At 69.5% G+C, this 16041-nt stretch carries 17 protein-coding genes; 11 read left to right on the top strand and 6 right to left on the bottom strand.

The genetic code is table 11. The features are described from left to right. The first annotated feature begins 39 nt into the window (after positions 1 to 39). Together MCHUDSM44219_RS14660 and MCHUDSM44219_RS14655 are read left to right on the top strand one after the other, a co-directional pair. Entirely contained in the window at positions 40 to 447 is a 408-nt protein-coding gene (locus tag MCHUDSM44219_RS14660) for a nuclear transport factor 2 family protein (RefSeq protein WP_048418987.1), read from the top strand. Positions 448 to 450: 3 nt separating this feature from the next. Further along, a complete protein-coding gene (locus tag MCHUDSM44219_RS14655) occupies positions 451 to 1275 on the top strand; it encodes a PHP domain-containing protein (RefSeq protein WP_048418986.1) in 825 nt (274 codons plus the stop codon). 1 nt (position 1276) lies between these two features. Here MCHUDSM44219_RS14655 and MCHUDSM44219_RS14650 read toward each other — a convergent pair whose 3' ends face one another. Further along, positions 1277 to 2101 carry an alpha/beta fold hydrolase gene (locus MCHUDSM44219_RS14650; protein ID WP_048418985.1) on the bottom strand — a complete coding sequence of 275 codons (825 nt, stop codon included), beginning with the start codon at positions 2099 to 2101 and terminating at the stop codon, positions 1277 to 1279. A gap of 61 nt (positions 2102 to 2162) precedes the next feature. Between MCHUDSM44219_RS14650 and MCHUDSM44219_RS14645 the strand changes: the two genes are divergently transcribed. The 3 genes from MCHUDSM44219_RS14645 to MCHUDSM44219_RS14635 are packed head-to-tail and all read left to right on the top strand — an operon-like array spanning position 2163 to position 5651. Continuing rightward, complete coding sequence (locus MCHUDSM44219_RS14645) at positions 2163 to 3482, top strand: glycosyltransferase (RefSeq protein WP_236695461.1); 1320 nt, start codon at positions 2163 to 2165, stop codon at positions 3480 to 3482. Next, positions 3475 to 4674, top strand: a complete 1200-nt coding sequence (locus MCHUDSM44219_RS14640; RefSeq protein ID WP_172506267.1) for a glucosamine kinase — start codon at positions 3475 to 3477, stop codon at positions 4672 to 4674. Before MCHUDSM44219_RS14645 ends, MCHUDSM44219_RS14640 begins: the two co-directional genes overlap by 8 nt. Further along, positions 4671 to 5651 carry an SIS domain-containing protein gene (locus MCHUDSM44219_RS14635; RefSeq protein ID WP_048418984.1) on the top strand — a complete coding sequence of 327 codons (981 nt, stop codon included), beginning with the start codon at positions 4671 to 4673 and terminating at the stop codon, positions 5649 to 5651. The genes MCHUDSM44219_RS14640 and MCHUDSM44219_RS14635 overlap by 4 nt, the downstream gene beginning before the upstream one ends. Here the strand turns inward: MCHUDSM44219_RS14635 and MCHUDSM44219_RS14630 are convergent. Beyond that, positions 5629 to 6840: an ankyrin repeat domain-containing protein gene (locus tag MCHUDSM44219_RS14630; protein WP_048418983.1), complete on the bottom strand. Its 1212-nt coding sequence runs from the start codon at positions 6838 to 6840 to the stop codon at positions 5629 to 5631. The genes MCHUDSM44219_RS14635 and MCHUDSM44219_RS14630 overlap by 23 nt on opposite strands. A gap of 190 nt (positions 6841 to 7030) precedes the next feature. Here MCHUDSM44219_RS14630 and MCHUDSM44219_RS14625 point away from each other — a divergent pair, with 190 nt between their 5' ends. Beyond that, the gene (locus MCHUDSM44219_RS14625) at positions 7031 to 7843 is read left to right on the top strand and encodes a siderophore-interacting protein (RefSeq protein ID WP_048418982.1); all 813 of its coding nucleotides are present in this window, start codon (positions 7031 to 7033) and stop codon (positions 7841 to 7843) included. 137 nt (positions 7844 to 7980) lie between these two features. Further along, entirely contained in the window at positions 7981 to 8217 is a 237-nt protein-coding gene (locus MCHUDSM44219_RS14620) for an MbtH family protein (RefSeq protein WP_048418981.1), read from the top strand. Here MCHUDSM44219_RS14620 and MCHUDSM44219_RS14615 read toward each other — a convergent pair. Genes MCHUDSM44219_RS14615 through MCHUDSM44219_RS14605 form a run of 3 tightly spaced genes read right to left on the bottom strand, consistent with a single transcriptional unit; the run spans position 8204 to position 10055 of the window. After that, on the bottom strand, positions 8204 to 9019 hold the full coding sequence (locus MCHUDSM44219_RS14615) for an acyl-CoA thioesterase domain-containing protein (protein ID WP_048418980.1): 816 nt from the start codon (positions 9017 to 9019) through the stop codon (positions 8204 to 8206). The genes MCHUDSM44219_RS14620 and MCHUDSM44219_RS14615 overlap by 14 nt on opposite strands. A gap of 20 nt (positions 9020 to 9039) precedes the next feature. Then, on the bottom strand, positions 9040 to 9561 hold the full coding sequence (locus MCHUDSM44219_RS14610) for a phosphate-starvation-inducible PsiE family protein (protein WP_048418979.1): 522 nt from the start codon (positions 9559 to 9561) through the stop codon (positions 9040 to 9042). A gap of 11 nt (positions 9562 to 9572) precedes the next feature. Further along, positions 9573 to 10055 (bottom strand): TspO/MBR family protein, encoded by a 483-nt coding sequence (locus MCHUDSM44219_RS14605; protein ID WP_048418978.1) that lies wholly within the window; start codon positions 10053 to 10055, stop codon positions 9573 to 9575. A gap of 128 nt (positions 10056 to 10183) precedes the next feature. On the opposite strand from MCHUDSM44219_RS14605, the gene MCHUDSM44219_RS14600 reads away from it, so the two are divergent. Together MCHUDSM44219_RS14600 and MCHUDSM44219_RS14595 are read left to right on the top strand one after the other, a co-directional pair. Continuing rightward, entirely contained in the window at positions 10184 to 11353 is a 1170-nt protein-coding gene (locus tag MCHUDSM44219_RS14600; RefSeq protein WP_048418977.1) for a DmpA family aminopeptidase, read from the top strand. Positions 11354 to 11394: 41 nt separating this feature from the next. Continuing rightward, complete coding sequence (locus MCHUDSM44219_RS14595; RefSeq protein ID WP_082162210.1) at positions 11395 to 12837, top strand: MFS transporter; 1443 nt, start codon at positions 11395 to 11397, stop codon at positions 12835 to 12837. A 15-nt stretch (positions 12838 to 12852) separates the two neighbouring features. On the opposite strand, the gene MCHUDSM44219_RS14590 is transcribed toward MCHUDSM44219_RS14595, so the two are convergent. After that, positions 12853 to 13287 carry a type II toxin-antitoxin system Rv0910 family toxin gene (locus MCHUDSM44219_RS14590; RefSeq protein WP_048418976.1) on the bottom strand — a complete coding sequence of 145 codons (435 nt, stop codon included), beginning with the start codon at positions 13285 to 13287 and terminating at the stop codon, positions 12853 to 12855. A 373-nt stretch (positions 13288 to 13660) separates the two neighbouring features. Between MCHUDSM44219_RS14590 and MCHUDSM44219_RS14585 the strand changes: the two genes are divergently transcribed. Together MCHUDSM44219_RS14585 and MCHUDSM44219_RS14580 are read left to right on the top strand one after the other, a co-directional pair. Beyond that, positions 13661 to 14779 carry an ABC transporter ATP-binding protein gene (locus MCHUDSM44219_RS14585; protein WP_048419101.1) on the top strand — a complete coding sequence of 373 codons (1119 nt, stop codon included), beginning with the start codon at positions 13661 to 13663 and terminating at the stop codon, positions 14777 to 14779. A 76-nt stretch (positions 14780 to 14855) separates the two neighbouring features. Then, positions 14856 to 16040, top strand: coding sequence for a polyamine ABC transporter substrate-binding protein (locus MCHUDSM44219_RS14580; protein ID WP_048418975.1), 1185 nt, complete (start codon positions 14856 to 14858; stop codon positions 16038 to 16040). The last annotated feature ends 1 nt before the right edge of the window (position 16041 follow it).

Below are 16041 nucleotides of genomic sequence, written 5' to 3'. Positions count from 1 at the left end.
CGAAACGCAGACGATCGGCGGCTTCGCTACCGTCAGAGAATGCATCCGTTCCGCCAAGCCGTCGAAGCCCGCGACGAAGCCGCCATCGAGGCGCTGCTCGCCGACGACGTCGTGTTCACCAGTCCTGTCGCGTTCAAGCCCTATGCGGGCAAGCCGATCACCGCGGCCATCCTGCGCGCCGTGATGCGGGTGTTCGAGGACTTCCGCTACATCCGCGAGATCGGCGACGCCGACAGCCGTGACCACGCGCTCGTCTTCGAGGCGACGGTCGCGGGCAAGCGGGTCACCGGCTGCGACTTCCTCCACGTCGACGACGAGGGCCTGATCGACGACTTCATGGTGATGGTGCGACCCCTGTCGGGCGCCACCGCCCTGGCTGACGCCATGGGCGCGCAGTTCGACCGCATCCAGCAGGAGGCCCTGCAGGCCGGCTCCGCACCGGCCTGAGCGGTGCTGCCCGCGGACAACCACGTCCACTCGAGGTGGTCATGGGACACGGCGAGCGCGTCGACGATGGAGGCGGAGTGCCGGCGCGCGGTCGAGATCGGCCTCCCGGCGGTGGCGTTCACCGAACACGTCGACTTCACCGACTGGGGCGCACACGACACTCCTCCGGCGGCGACCAAGGTCGGGGCGCGACCCCGTGTGTCAGCCCTCGACGTCGAGGGTTATCTCGCTGACATCGCACGCTGCCGGGACATGTTCCCGACCCTGCGCATCCTGTCGGGCATCGAGGCGGGCGAACCGCACTGGTTCAGCGAGAGCGTGGCCGCGGTGCTGGCGGCCGGCGAGTTCGACCGGGTGCTGGGCAGCCTGCACAGCATTCAGGTGGCGGGGACCCTCGAAGGGATCGACAGGCGCCAGTTCGCCCGCCACGATCCCCATGAGTTGGTGCACCGCTACTTCACCGACATGGTGGCGCTGATCGAGCAGTCGTCCGTGTTCACCGTGCTCGCCCACTGTGACTATCCGCGCCGCTACTGGCCCGCCGGCCGCGCAGGCGCCTACCGGGAAGCCGATTTCGAGGAGCAGTACCGCACGGTGTTCCGTGCGCTCGCCGCGTCCGGGCGGGCACTCGAGATCAACACCAAATCGCCTCTGGCATCGGTCGATCTGGTGCGGTGGTGGCGGCAGGAAGGCGGTGCGGCGGTTTCCTTCGGCAGCGACGCGCACGAGCCCGGGAACGTCGGACGCCGCTTCGACGTCGCGGTCGACATCGTCGAAGCCGCCGGTTTCCGGCCCGGGCGCGACCGGTTCGACTTCTGGCGCCGCTGACTCAGGATCGGATGAACTCCAGCAGGTCGGCGTTGATGACATCGGCGTGCGTGGTCGGCATGCCGTGCGGAAAGCCCTTGTACGTCTTCAGGATTCCCTTCGGCAGCAACTCGGCCGACAGCGGACCGGCATCGGCATAGGGCACGATCTGATCGTCGTCGCCGTGCATCACCAGGACGGGGAGCGAGATCTTCTCGAGGTCCTCGGTGAAATCGGTCTGGGAGAACGCCACCACACCGTCGTAGTGCGCCTTGGCTCCGCCCATCATGCCCTGCCGCCACCAGTTCGCGATGACGCCCTCGACCGGTTCGACGCCCTCGCGGTTGAAGCCGTAGAACGGCCCCTCGGGGACGGCGCGGTAGAACGCCGACCGGTTGGTCGCGACCTGTGTCTGGAAGTGGTCGAACACCGATTTGGGCAGCCCGCCCGGATTGGCCTCGGTCTGCACCATCAGCGGTGGCACCGCTGCGATCAGCGCGGCCTTCGCGGCACGCTCCTCGCCGTGGCGTGCCAGGTAGCGCACCACCTCGCCGCCACCGGTGGAGTGCCCCACATGCACGGCGTCACGCAGGTCGAGGTGTTCGACGACGGCGGCGAGGTCGTCGGCGTAGTGGTCCATGTCGTGGCCGTCGGCGACCTGCTCCGACCGGCCGTGCCCCCGCCGGTCGTGCGCGACCACCCGATAGCCCTGCCCGAGGAAGAACATCAGCTGGGCGTCCCAGTCGTCCGCCGACAGCGGCCAGCCGTGGCTGAACACGATGGGCTGTCCTGAACCCCAGTCCTTGTAATAGATCTCGACGCCATCGCTGGTGGTGATTGTCGGCATGGGAGGAAAGCTACTCCGCATCCGCGGGGCCGACCACCTGTCCGCGCGGTAGGTTTCTTGCGTGACCGAGCAGACACCGTTGACGATCATGTTCTGGCCGGAGTCGGCTTACGGGCCGACGAATCAGTGCATCGGGCTGGCGTCGATCCTGCGCGACCGCGGTCACCGGATCGTCTTCGCCGCCGAGAGCTCCTGGGCGGGCCGGATCGCACCGTTCGGGTTCGTCGAGGAACTCGTCGATCTCGCCGCGCCGGCCGAGGGGGCCGCCGACGAGGACGCGGGTGCCTTCTGGACGCAGTTCATCGCCGAGACCGCCCCGGAGTTCCGCAAGCCGACGATCGAGCAGCTCGCGACGTTCATCCAGCCGACCTATCAGGCGCTCATCGACGGTGCCCGCTACTGCGAGCCTCGGCTGCGCGACATCATCGCCGAGCACCGGCCCGACGTCATCGTCGAGGACAACGTCGTGCTGTTCCCGGCCCTGGTGACCGCCGGCGTGCCCTTCGTGCGCATCGTGTCGTGCAGTCCGCTGGAGATCCCGGGACCCGATGTGCCACCGCCGTTCTCAGGACTTCCCAGCGCCGACCCGGCCGAGTGGGACGCCTACCGGGCGGAGTTCGATCGCACCCACCGCGCGATGTGGACCGACTTCGACGCCTGGGTGCAGGCGCAGGGCGCCGCACCGCTTCCGGACCTGGAGTTCATGCCGCGCGACAACGCGGCAAACCTCTACGTCTATCCCGCCGAGGCCGACTATGTAGACCTGCGCCCACTGGACTCCACGTGGACACGGATGGACTCCAGCGTGCGGGAGACCGACGACGCCTATCCGCTGCCTGCCGCCGTGGCCGACCGGCCCGCCGGCAGTGCGCTGGTCTACCTGTCGCTCGGTTCCCTGGGTGGTGCCGACGTCGAGCTCATGCAGCGGTTGGTCGACGTGCTGGGCACCACCCGACACCGCTACATCGTCAGCAAGGGACCGCAGGCCGACCGGATCACATTGGCCGACAACATGGTCGGCGAGCAGATGCTGCCGCAGACCAAGGTGATCCCTCAGGTCGACCTGGTGATCTCGCACGGCGGCAACAACACCGTCACCGAGACGCTGCACTTCGGCAAGCCGCTGATCGTGCTGCCGCTGTTCTGGGACCAGTACGAGAACGCCCAGCGCGTCGACGAACTCGGATTCGGGATCTGGCTGGACACCTACCGGTTCACCGACGACGAGCTGACGGACGCGGTGGATCGTCTCCTCGCCGACACCGCGCTGCGCGACCGTCTGGCCGAGCTCGGCGCGGCGATCCGCGAACGCGACGGCCTGCGGGTGGGCGCCGACGTCATCGAACGGGCCGGCCGTGCTCACCGGTCGCCGGGTGACTGACCCGCTGGACTGGCTGGACCTGCCGGGCGGGTACCGGCTGGCCGTCGTCGACGGCGGCGCGGGCCCGGCCGCGACCCCCATGGTGCACCGCGACGGATGGCGACGCGCCCTGCCCGGCGACGGCGCCGCCGAGGCGCTGCTCGCGATGCTTGGCGCACAACAGGGTTCGCACAGATTCGGCCGATTCACGGTGCGGTCCTGGACGTCGCGACCCGCGAGGACCGAGCGGGCCATCGGCGTGGACCAGACCAACGAATCGGTGATCGTCGGCGACACCGCCGTCGTCAAGTGGGCCACCCACCTGCAGGAGGGCCCCCATCCGGCGCCGCGGCGCATCACCGTCCTACGGGAGGCCGGCTTCACGGGGATGCCCGCGCCGTGGGGCCTGGTCACCTGGCAGCCGGCACGGGGCGACGAGACGGTGGTGGCGTACGTCGACGAGTACCTACCCGGCGCCGTCGACGGCTGGACGTGGGCGGTCGAGGCGATGACCGCGACCGCCCTCGACCACGATCCCGAGGCGATCATCCCCACGGCGCAGGCGCTCGGGACGCTGATCGCCGACCTCCATGCCGCGCTGTCCGCCACGGCGTCCACCGCCGCCGAGACAGACGCGGACCGCTGGCATCGCGCCGCTCTCGACACCCTCGACACCGCCTGCGCCACCGGCGACTCCGCATGCGGCGCGGTCCTGCGCGCCCGCCGCCCCCAGGTGGCCTCGGAGTTCGGGGTGCTACGGACCCTGGCCGGCGCGACGGTGCTCGACGGACACGGCGACCTGCACGTCGGACAGGTGTTGCGCAGCGGCGACCGGTTCACGGTGACCGACTTCGACGGCAACCCCGTGCTGACGGCCGCTGAGCGGGTCAAGCCCATTCCCGCCGTCGTCGACGTCGCGGGCATGGCGCAATCGCTGTCCCACGTCGCGATCGTCGCCCGCCGCTACACCGATCTCGATCCGGCCGTGCTGCATGCGGTGGAGGGCACGGCCCGGCGGACGTTCCTCGACACCTATACCACCCGCCTGCGCGGACTCGGGCACATCGCGCTGTTCGATCCGCGTCCGCTGCGCGCGCTGCGTCTGGTCCAGGTGATGCGCGAGATGATCTATGCCGCAGAACATCTCCCCCGCTGGATGTACGTGCCCGATGCCGCCCTGCCCGCCCTGCTCGACGAGGAGAGAACACCGTGAAGCCCGATGCGTTCGCCGCCGATCTGACGCAGAAGCCAGACGCGCTCGCGCGACTGGCACTCATGCTCTCCGAACGCAATCCGTGGGCCGACGTGGTACCCGCCGACACCACCCGCGTGGTCCTGCTCGGCATGGGGTCCTCGGCCTACGGGGGCGCGGTGGCCGCCGCCCGGCTGCGGTCCCGCGGTGTGGTGGCGACCGCCGAACTCGCCTCGTCATCGCTGCTGCCGGCGTGGGGGCCGGGGACACTGGTGGTGGCGACCTCGGCCAGCGGCGGATCGATCGAGACCCTCGACGCGCTGACCCGGCTGCCCGCAGGTGTCACCACCGTCGCGCTGACCAACACGGCGGGCTCCGCGCTCACCGAGCGGTGCGACAGGGTGGTCACCCTGGAGGCGGGGGTTGAGGCCGGCGGCGTGGCGTGCCGGAGCTTTCAGCACACATTGGCATTGCTGCTCGCCTTGGAGAGCCACCTCGTCGGCGTCGACACGTCGGCGGTCGCGGCGTCCGTGGACGGCGCCGCTGCCGCGAGCGCCCATCTGCTGGAACATGAATCCGACTGGCTACCAGAGCTTTCGGAGCTTCTGCTCGGTCCATCGGGGACCTACCTGGCGGCCCCGGCGCACCGGTTGTGCTCGGCGCAGCAGGGTGCGCTGATGCTGCGGGAGGGTCCTCGGCGACCCGCCGCCGCGTGCGAGACCGGCGACTGGAGCCATGTCGACGTCTATCTGACCAAGACGACGGACTACCGCCTGCTGGTGTTCTCGGGGTCGGCGTGGGAACCGCAACTGGCCGAGTGGACCACGGCGCGGGGCAGCACCGTCGTCGGCGTGGGCGGTGACGTGCCGGGGGCCGGCCGCGTGCAGCGCTATCCGGGCGACACCGACGACGACATCGCGCTGCTGACCGAGGTGCTGGTGCCCGAGTTGATCGCCGCGCGGCAGTGGCAGCGGCTCACCGAGGCGAGCGCTCCCTGAGCAGGGCCGCGGCCTCGTTCTGGTAAGCGTGCTCCGCCCACTGCTGCGGCGTCGATCCGAACCGGTCGTCGACCGCCGCGGGATCGGCTCCCGCGGCGAGCAGCCTCCCGATCATCTCGAGGTCCCCGTCCCAGGCGGCGTGGTGCAGTGGAGTGGCGCCGTTCTCGTCGCGAGCGTTCGGGTCGGCCGGAAAGACCGGTGCGACGGCCGTCGCGCCGCCGACGTCGATCCCGTGCCGTGCCAGCAGCTCCAGCCGGTCCGAAAAGCCATGCTCCGCAGCCCAATCAACCTGTCGTCGCCACATCTGCTCGCGTGTCTCCATCGCCTCGCCGAGGCGGCGCTCCCAGGGGCTGGGCGGCGCACTTGCCAGGCCGCGGGCGAACAGCAGCTCGAGGTGGGAGTCGTCGGCCCGGAACATCCGGTTGTAAAGCGCCTGGTGATCGACCGGATGCGCACCGCGGTCGAGTAGCAGCGTGGCGAGCTCGGTGCAGAACGCGTGACGGGGCTGGCGCCGCGGCCCCTGCTCGCCCTCCCCGAACACTCCGGTCAGCGCGGTGAACGGAGTCGCCATGCCACGCCACAGGTAACCGGCGTTCGGGTCGGCGCCGGCGTCGAGGAGGAGCGCCGCGGCATCGAGGGTCTCGGCACGCGACGCCGTGGCCCGCGAGTAGCAGAGGTACATCAGCGGCGCCCACCGCAACGGTCCACCGGTCGCTGTCGCCCGCGCGGGATCGACGTCCAGCGCGCGGCGCAGCGCTCCGGCATCGGCCGCCGCGGCCGCCGCCCAGAGGTGATCCCTGGTGAGATCTGGTGCGCACCGGAGCATCTCGTCGGCGTGCGCCCAGCGTGGCGGGGCGTCGGCGTCGGTGTAGCGCAGGACTGCCGATGCGCAGAACCGGTCGGCGACGTCGAGCGCGTCCTCGTCGACGCGGCTGGGATCGACGCTGAGTGTCGCCGCGGTGTCGAGGTACCGCACGAGGGCCGGCCAACCCGAGAATCCATAGCGGCGTGCGACGGTCAGCTGGGCGTCGTGGAGGGCGAATCCGTCCAACGCCCGCTCTGGACGAGGGTGGTGGCGGCGGACGGACGCCACGGCGTCGGCATCACCGGCGCGCACGAGGCGCTGCAGTGATCGGGCGTCGTCACGCAGGCGGGGCAACGACGGATTGTCGGGTAGTGCACTGGCCATCACGGCCTCCTCTCGCGGGCCCGGTGTCCGCGAGATCGGGCCGAGAAGAGGTCGACAGTGCTGCGTCGGTCGCGTGCAGGGAGGCTGAGCCTCTTCGAGCGGACATCGGGCGGTCCTGCGCGCCCGCGACGGAGTATATCCCCGGGAGGCAGGCACCCGCAGCAGAGCAGCGTAGGTTAGCCTCACTTAGGTGCCGTTCTCCCACGCGTCGGTCGTCGAGACCGCAGACTTGAGCCGTCGACTGCGGCGGATCGTGCTGCGCGTCGACGATCCGCGTGCGCTGGGCGTCCGGGCTGCCGGTGATTCCGCCGTCGGCGTCTACTTCACGCCGGCCGACCATCCCGACGGTGAAGGCCGCAACTACTCGGTGCGCTATCACGACGGCGCCCTGATCACCCTCGACGTCGTGGTGCACTCCCGGGGCCCGGGAACCGACTGGGCCGCGTCGGTGACACCCGGAGCGCGGGTCGGACTCGATCACGCGCGGTCCTGGTACCGGCCCCCGGCCGGCGCGCAGTGGCAATTGCTGGCCAGCGACATGTCGGGCCTGCCCGCCGCCGCCCGCATCATCGACGAACTGCCGGCCGGCGTGCCGGTGACGCTGATCGTCGAGGTGCTCACCACAGACGATCTCGACTACCTGCCCCGGCACCCCGGCGTCACCGTGATTCCCCGTGTTGGCACCGGAAACGGCTCGGCACCAAGCACACTGGCGGCCGCGGTGCGGGAGTTCCGGCTCCCTCCCGGCCGCGGCTACTGCTGGTTCGCCGGGGAGGCGGCCCAGTCCCGCGCGGTCCGCGCCTACCTGCGCAGCATCGGCTGGGCCATCGATCAGTACGACATCACCGGATACTGGCGCGAGGACTCGGAGGCCTGGGATGCCCGGTTCGCCGAGGTGGGCGACGACGCACTCGCCGTCTACGAACGCGCCCTGAGCGACGGCAAAGGCGACAAGGTCGCCTTCGAGGAGTTCGACGCGGCCTGCGAACGGATCGGCCTGTAGACGGTGGTCACCCATGCCCTGCGGTAGCCCACTGTGGTCAGCCCAACCTTGATAGCGTGCCTTCCGATCCCCGAGGATCTCGACATCTCCTCAGAGGGCGAAGCCGTGGCCACGCGTGATATGTGGGAGGAAACGTCATGTCCACCAATCCTTTTGACGACCATGATGGCCGCTTTTTGGTGCTGGTCAACGGCGAAGAGCAGTACTCTCTGTGGCCGGCCTTCGCCGACGTGCCTGCAGGCTGGCGGACCGTGTTCGGCGGGCCCGACGGCACCGACCGGGACAGCGCCCTGGGCTATGCCGAGGAGCACTGGACCGACATGCGTCCCCGCTCGCTTCGCGAGCAGATGGAGCGCCCGCTCACTCGTAGTTGAGATCGTCCACACCGAATGCGCGAGTGGAGAAATCGATCTGTGCGGCCGGGTTGGCGATCGCCGTCGTCATTCCCGAACCGAAGGCGCCCAGGCGGTCGAACAGCGTCGCGGTGCCGACCGCGATGCCGTCGGCGGCGTGGTGGGAGTCGGCCTGGATGCCGACCCACTCGTCGACCGGCAGGCGGGACAGCGCCACAGTCAGGTCGCCGTTGATGTAGCCGACGCCCCCGGTGCCGAGGTTGGTGACCAGACTGGTCGCCTCCGCCACCATCGCCGCCCGGACGAACGGCGAGTTGGGTTCGTCGGCGACGACGCGGATCCCGTCGTTGAAGAACCGCTTCCGGGAAGCGTTCTGATGCTCGGCCGGCGATCGGGTCCAGCCGACGGCATCGCTGCCGACGAACGGCAGCACCGAGTCGTCGGGCGCGGGCGGCTCGGCAAAGATGGTGTCCGACCGCCACAATCGGCCCGGGGGCGGCGCGGAGCGGCGATACTGCACCAGCGTCGCCCGCGCCACCGACCGGCCCTCTTGCACCACATCGCATTCCGCGCTGTGCACCCGCCGGCCGTCGCGGATCACCCTGACCACGAGAGTGGTGTGCAGCTTGCGCGCTGCGCGGAACAGGTCAACGGTCAGCCGGGCCGGATGGAAGTCCGCCGAGCCGCAGCTGATCTGAAGCTGCCGCGCGACGAGCCCGACGATCGCGGGGCCGTTGAGGTGGTCCTCACCCCAGTGGCTCCGGGCGAACCGCGTCGGGCTGAAACCGCCGTCGTCGATGGTGAAGTGCGCGGCGTGTGCCACCGGTTGTCCCTCCTACGACATCAGTCGGCTTGTGCCGCTTCCTCTTCGATGACCCGCTCGCCCGGATCCTCGCGCCGGCTACTGCGATCGCGGAGGATGAACGCCGCCACCGCGAGCACGAGCACCACCCCGCCCAGCACGCCGATCTCCACGACGGCACGGGAGAACTCCGGGCCCTTCGGGAGCAACGTCGCCGCCTCCACGGACAGCACCACGATCTCCTTGATGCCGGCGAGCATGCCGACGATGAGGAACGGTTCGACGACGATCTCGTGCGACCGCAGCGACGTCCGCACGGCGTAGAGCAACTCGACGAAGATGAAGATCAGCAACAGACCGTCGAGGATCTCGAGCATGATCGTGTTCGTGGGCGTGTTGCGTAGCCGCAGCATCGTGTTGAACTGACTGACCAGCAGCGCCGCGGAACCCACGACGAGCATCACCGCGATCGCCCAGTAGATGATGTCCTCGAGCACACTGAGGATGCGGTCGGCGAGACGCTGGCGCTCCTCCTGACCCTCGCCGCCGGTCTGCGATCCCATGGCGTCGCCCGTCAGCGGTTGAGCTGCCAGATGCGCGTCGACAGCGCCGTCGCGAAGGTGCACCACAGCGGGTAGGCGGACAGTGCCGTTCCAGCAACAGGATTCACCGCGGCGGCGCGTCGCGCCAGGTCGGCACTGCTGATCGCCAGCGCCCCGGCCACCACCGACGCGGGGCCCAATTGACGGCGGTTGAAGAAGATCCAGCTCCAGCCGGCGTTGAGCGCCAGGTTCACGGCCAGCGCCCGGGTGTAGGCCTGCGCCGCAGCGGTCTCGCCGCGGTCGTTGAGGGTGTCGATCGTCGACGCCGACACGACGGCGATGTCGGTGTAGAGGATGTTCCACGCGATCGGGAAGGCCTGCTTCGGCGGTTGGAAGCCCGGCTTGTTCAACCGTCGGTACCAGGCCGACTGGACAGCGGGCGCGGTCGCCAGCCCGCCGAGCGCGGCAGCGGTGAACGCGGCCCCGGCGGTCTTGGCGACAGTCAGCAGGCGCATCGGTGATCCCTTCCGCCGACGGGTCAGGGCCGCCGGACCTGTTCAGTCTGCTACGCCGAGCCGCGGGCGGGTACCGGTTGGGTGGCCGCCGACTCGACCGGACCATCTCGGTTCGCGATGATCCTGGGGTGACCGACATCGACTACGCGACGCACACCCCCGACGGCAGGCCCCGAGCGCGGGGACTCGGCATCGAGCTGACCGGCACGCCCGGGCCGCTCAACGCGCTGACCGACGTCGCCGGGGTCGAAGTCGGGGTGACGACGCTGATCGAGGGCGACGGTCCACTCGTCGTCGGGCAGGGACCGGTCCGCACCGGGGTGACCGCGATCCTGCCGCGCGGCCGGTCCGGGGTCGGCGCGCCGTGCGCCGCGGGCTGGTACTCGCTCAACGGCAACGGCGAGATGACCGGCACCACCTGGATCGACGAGGTCGGGTCCTTCAACACCCCCGTGGTGCTGTCCAACACGCACGCTGTCGGGGCCTGCCACACCGGCATGGTCCGGTGGGTGAACACCGTGGCGCCCCGGCTGGCCCGGCAGTGGCTGCTGCCGGTGTGCGCCGAGACCTGGGACGGCTACCTCAACGACATCAACGGCGATCACGTCCGCCCCGAGCACGTCGAGGCGGCACTCGACGCGGCGACCGGCGGGCCCGTCACCGAAGGTTCCGTCGGCGGCGGCACCGGGATGAACTGTTACGACTTCAAGGGCGGCAACGGCACCGCATCGCGCCGGGTCCCCTACGGCTCGCGGACCTTCACGGTCGCGGCGTTCGTCCAGGCCAACTTCGGATCGCGGGCCGAACTGACCGTCGCCGGCCACCGCGTGGGCGCTCGACTGCTCGACGACAACCCGCTCGACGGCGATTGGTTCGCCCGTGACCTCGCCGGCGCACCACCGGGAGCGGGCTCGGTGATCGCCGTCGTCGCCACCGACGCGCCGCTGTTGCCCGGGCAGTGCACGGCGCTGGCCCGCCGCGTGCCGCTCGGTCTGGCCCGCACCGGCACCACCGGCAGCCACTTCTCCGGCGACATCTTCCTGGCGTTCTCCACCGCCGACGTTCCGGCGCTGGCGAGCGCGTTCCCGCTGGGCCCCGTCGGCGACGACGAGCTTGGCTCCATCAGTTTCGTGCCGTGGGGGCGGATGGATCCGCTGTATGCCGCGGTCGTGCAGAGCGTGGAGGAGGCCGTCCTCAACGCGCTGATCGTCAACGACGAGATGACGGGCCGCGACGGTCACCGGTCGCCGCGGCTGCCCCTCGACCGGTTGTCGGCGCTGCTGGGCGAGACGCCATAATCGAACGGATTCATCAAGACGGGCTAACGATCGGAGCGGGCGTGGCAGTGAAGCAGCCCCGCCTGCTGGTCGTCGGCCTCAGCGTGGTGGTGCTGACCGTTGCGGTCCTGCAGACCGCGGTGGTCCCGGTGCTCGGCGTGATCGCCGACCAACTCGGCGCCTCGACGGTCGCGGTCAGCTGGGCGGTCACCGCCAACCTGCTGGCCGCCGCAGCCGCCACGCCGCTGATCGGCCGGCTCGCCGACCTGCACCGCAAGAAGCGGGTGCTGCTGACGGTTCTCGCCGTGGTCCTGGCCGGGTCGCTGCTGGCGGCGACGACGGCGTCACTGCCCCTGTTGATCGTCGCGCGGGTGCTGCAGGCCGCGTCGTTCGCGCTGTACCCCATCAGCATCGCGATCCTGCGCGAAGAACTTCCCGAGGACCGGATGAGCTCGGCGATGGCGGTGCTGTCCGGGACGTTGGGTTTCGGGGGCGGCACCGGTCTGGTCGTGGTCGGGCTGCTGATGAGCGGCGACGCCGGATACCACCGCGTGTTCTGGCTGACCACCGGCTTCACCGTGCTGGTCATCGCCATCGTGATGGCCGTGGTCCCGAACCGGCCCCGCTCGGCCGAGGGATCGATCGACTGGTGGGGCGCACTGGGCCTGGCCGCGGGACTGTCCGCGCTTCTGCTGTCGATCACGCAGGGACACTCGTGGGGCTGGGCCTCGCCCCGGACGCTGGCCTGCCTCGCCGGCGGCGTCCTGATCCTGGCCGGCTGGTGGATCTGGGAGCGCCGCGCCGCCCAGCCGCTGGTGTCGACCGCGATGCTCGCGCGCCGATCGATGCTGCTGACCAACATCGCGACGATCTTCGTCGGTATGGGCCTGTACTTCGCGTTCCTCGGTCTGACCCAGTTCGTGCAGATGCCGCGCGACCCCGCCGATCCCCACGGGTACGGCTTCGGCGCGACCGTGCTGCAGGCTTCGGTGGTCTACCTGCTGCCCGGCGCCGTCACCGGCTTCGTCATCGCGCTCGTCAGTGGCCGCTTCATCGACCGGTTCGGCGCCCGACCCGTTCTGGTGGTCGCGGCCATGGCCGGGATCGTCGGCTTCACGATGGCGGCGTTCGTCCACTCCGCGCCATGGCAGGTGATCACCGCCAGCGTGCTGGCCAACGCGTACATCAGCCTTGGTTACGGCGCGCTGCCCGCGCTGGTCGTCGGTGACAGTGACGCCGGCGAAACCGGGGTGGCCACCGGCATGAACGCCATCGCCCGCACCGTGGGCAGCTCGACCGCGGCGGCCGTGGTCGCGGTGCTGCTGGGCCGCACCACAGCGGCCGGCGTGCCGATGGAGAGCAGCTTCGTCACGATCTTCCTCGCCGGTGCGGTGACCGCGCTGCTCGCGATGGTGCTGATCGCACTGTCCCGGCCGCGCCGCGACAGCGCGGAATCCGCCGAGGCGCGCTACGAATCGCGCGCGATGAACCACGAGTGGGGGTAAGCCCCGACGGAGACCTCAGTGCAGTTCGGCCAGGTTGCACACCGACCGGCGCACGTCGCCCTTGATGACCCGGGCCACCACGCTGCCCACCGGCGTGCTCAGCAGGCCACCGGACAGGTCCGCGACGACACGGAACGACGATCCACCCTCGTGACCCTCGGGTTCGACCTGCAGGGTCAGCGAAATGCACACCCCTCCGCGCCCGTTGCCCAGCAGTTCGATCTCTTTGGGTTCGTCGTAGCGGGTGACGCGCCAGTGGATGACGTTGCGGAACCCCTTGACCTTGATCAACGACGACACCTGGGTGTCGACGTCGATCTCATCGGGCACCGGGCTCTTCCAGCCCCCGAAGATCGTCAGCCATTCGTCGAACCGGCCCAGATCCGAAGCCAGCGACCATGCGCGCTCGGGGGTCAACTTCGAGGTCACTGACACGTCGACTGCCGCCATGGCCTTCCACTACCCCACCGACTCGGATCGGTAAACGACGACGAAGCCCACAGATCGGCTGCAGACTTGTACAGAATGCGAAATCCACCAGCCGACCGGGCTCCGGCCAGGCCGGGGTGACCCGCGTCCAACAGGCCCAATTCTCGCGGATTCACGCCATCGATGACCCGTTCGGCAAAGGATTCCATTGTCGAAATGTAAATTCGTTGCGGAATCGCTTGCGCAGGGCCGCGCAATCCGCGAAGGTTTACCCACGGCCACGACGGCTGACGTTCGAGGAGGATCCGCCCTGACCGGCACACACACCACCGCTGCAGACCAGACTTCTGGGTCGCAGGGACACGAGACCGCCAAAGCCAAGGGCGGCCCCGTCATCGAGATCGACCATGTCACGAAACGCTTCGGGGACTACGTCGCCGTCGCCGACGCCGACTTCACCATCGCCCAGGGAGAGTTCTTCTCCATGCTGGGTCCCTCGGGGTGCGGCAAGACGACCACGCTGCGGATGATCGCGGGTTTCGAGACCCCGACCGAGGGCGCGATCCGCCTCGAAGGCCGCGACGTGTCGAAGACCCCGCCGAACAAGCGCAACGTCAACACGGTGTTCCAGCACTACGCGCTCTTCCCGCACATGACCGTGTGGGACAACGTCGCGTACGGACCGCGCAGCGCCAAGAAGGACAAGGCCGAGGTGCGCAAGCGCGTCGACGAGTTGCTGGAGATCGTGCGGCTGACCGACTTCGCCGAGCGCAAGCCCGCCCAGCTGTCCGGCGGACAGCAGCAGCGCGTCGCGCTGGCCCGGGCGCTGGTGAACTACCCCAGCGCGCTGCTTCTCGACGAGCCGCTCGGTGCGCTGGACCTCAAGCTGCGCCACGCGATGCAGTTCGAGCTCAAGCGCATCCAGCGCGAGGTGGGGATCACGTTCATCTACGTGACCCACGACCAGGAGGAAGCGCTGACGATGAGTGACCGCATCGCGGTCATGAACGCCGGTAATGTCGACCAGATCGGCAGTCCGACCGAGATCTACGACCGCCCGGCGACGGTGTTCGTCGCCAGCTTCATCGGGCAGGCGAACCTGTGGGCGGGGCGGCAGACCGGTCGCGTCAACCGCGACTACGTCGAGATCGACGTGCTGGGCTCGACCCTCAAGGCGCGCCCCGGTGAGACCACGATCGAATCCGGTGGGCACGCGACGCTGATGGTCCGGCCCGAGCGGGTGCGGGTGTCGATGGACGCCCCCGCCGGCGATGTCGCCGCGGTGCGCGCCACCGTCAAGGACCTGACCTTCCAGGGTCCGGTGCTGCGCGTCTCGCTGGCCGCTCCCGACGAGTCGACGGTGATCGCGCACGTCGGACCGGAGCAGGACCTTCCGATGCTGCGCCCCGGCGATCAGGTCTACGTCGGCTGGGCGCCCGATGCGTCGCTGGTGCTGCCCGGCGACGACATTCCCACCACCGAGGATCTCGAGGAGATGCTCGACGATTCGTAGATCGTCCCCTTCGGGCCGACGACGCCCGCGCGACCCCATTCCCCCTCTTTGGAGCCGACGAAAGGCACGCCCCGCCATGTCCCGTGAGATCGATCCCCACCTGCTGGCCCGACTGACCGCCAACCGCACCTCGCGGCGCCGCTTCATCGGGGGCAGCGCCGCGGCCGCCGCCGCGCTCGGCCTGGGCTCGTCGTTCCTGGCCGCCTGCGGCGGCTCCGACAGCAACACCGCCAGCTCGAGCAGCCAGGAGAGCGGTCCCGCGAGCGGCACGCTGCGGATCTCGAACTGGCCGCTGTACATGGCCGACGGTTTCGTGGCCGCGTTCCAGACGGCCTCGGGTATCACCGTCGACTACAAGGAAGACCTCAACGACAACGAGCAGTGGTTCGCCAAGGTCAAGGAGCCGCTGTCGCGTAAGCAGGACATCGGCGCCGATCTGGCGGTGCCGACGTCGTTCATGGCGGTGCGGCTACATCAGCTGGGCTGGCTCAACGACATCAGCGACGAGGGTGTGCCGAACAAGAAGAACATCCGTCCCGACCTGCTCGAGGCCAGCGTCGATCCGGGCCGCAAGTTCACCGCCCCGTACATGTCCGGACTCGTCGGCCTAGCCTACAACCGGGCGGCCACCGGCCGCGACATCAAGAGCATCAACGACCTGTGGGATCCGGCGTTCAAGGGCCGGGTCAGCCTGTTCTCCGACGCGCAGGACGGCCTGGGCATGATCATGCTCTCGCAGGGCAACTCGCCGGAGAACCCGACCACAGAGAGCGTGCAGAAGGCCGTCGACCTGGTGCGCGAGCAGAACGACAAGGGCCAGATCCGCCGCTTCACCGGCAACGACTACGCCGACGATCTCGCCGCCGGCAACATCGCTGTGGCACAGGCGTATTCGGGTGACGTGGTGCAGCTGCAGGCCGACAACCCCGATCTGCAGTTCGTCGTCCCGGATTCGGGCGCGACGACGTTCGTGGACACCATGGTGATCCCCTACACCACGCAGAACCAGAAGGCCGCCGAGGCGTGGATCAACTACGTCTACGACCGCGCGAACTACGCGAAGCTGGTGGCGTTCGTGCAGTACGTGCCGGTGCTCTCGGACATGACCGAGGAATTGGAGAAGGTGGACCCGGCCGCGGCCAAGAACCCGTTGATCAACCCGTCCAAGGAAACGTTGGCCAATTCCAAGGGCTGGGCGGCACTCACCGACGAGCAGACGCAGGAGTACAACACCGCGTACGCCGCCGTCACCGGTGGCTGAC

This window comes from Mycolicibacterium chubuense, assembly GCF_001044255.1.
Classification (GTDB): domain Bacteria; phylum Actinomycetota; class Actinomycetes; order Mycobacteriales; family Mycobacteriaceae; genus Mycobacterium; species Mycobacterium chubuense.
This window is presented reverse-complemented; position numbering and strand designations above follow the sequence as displayed.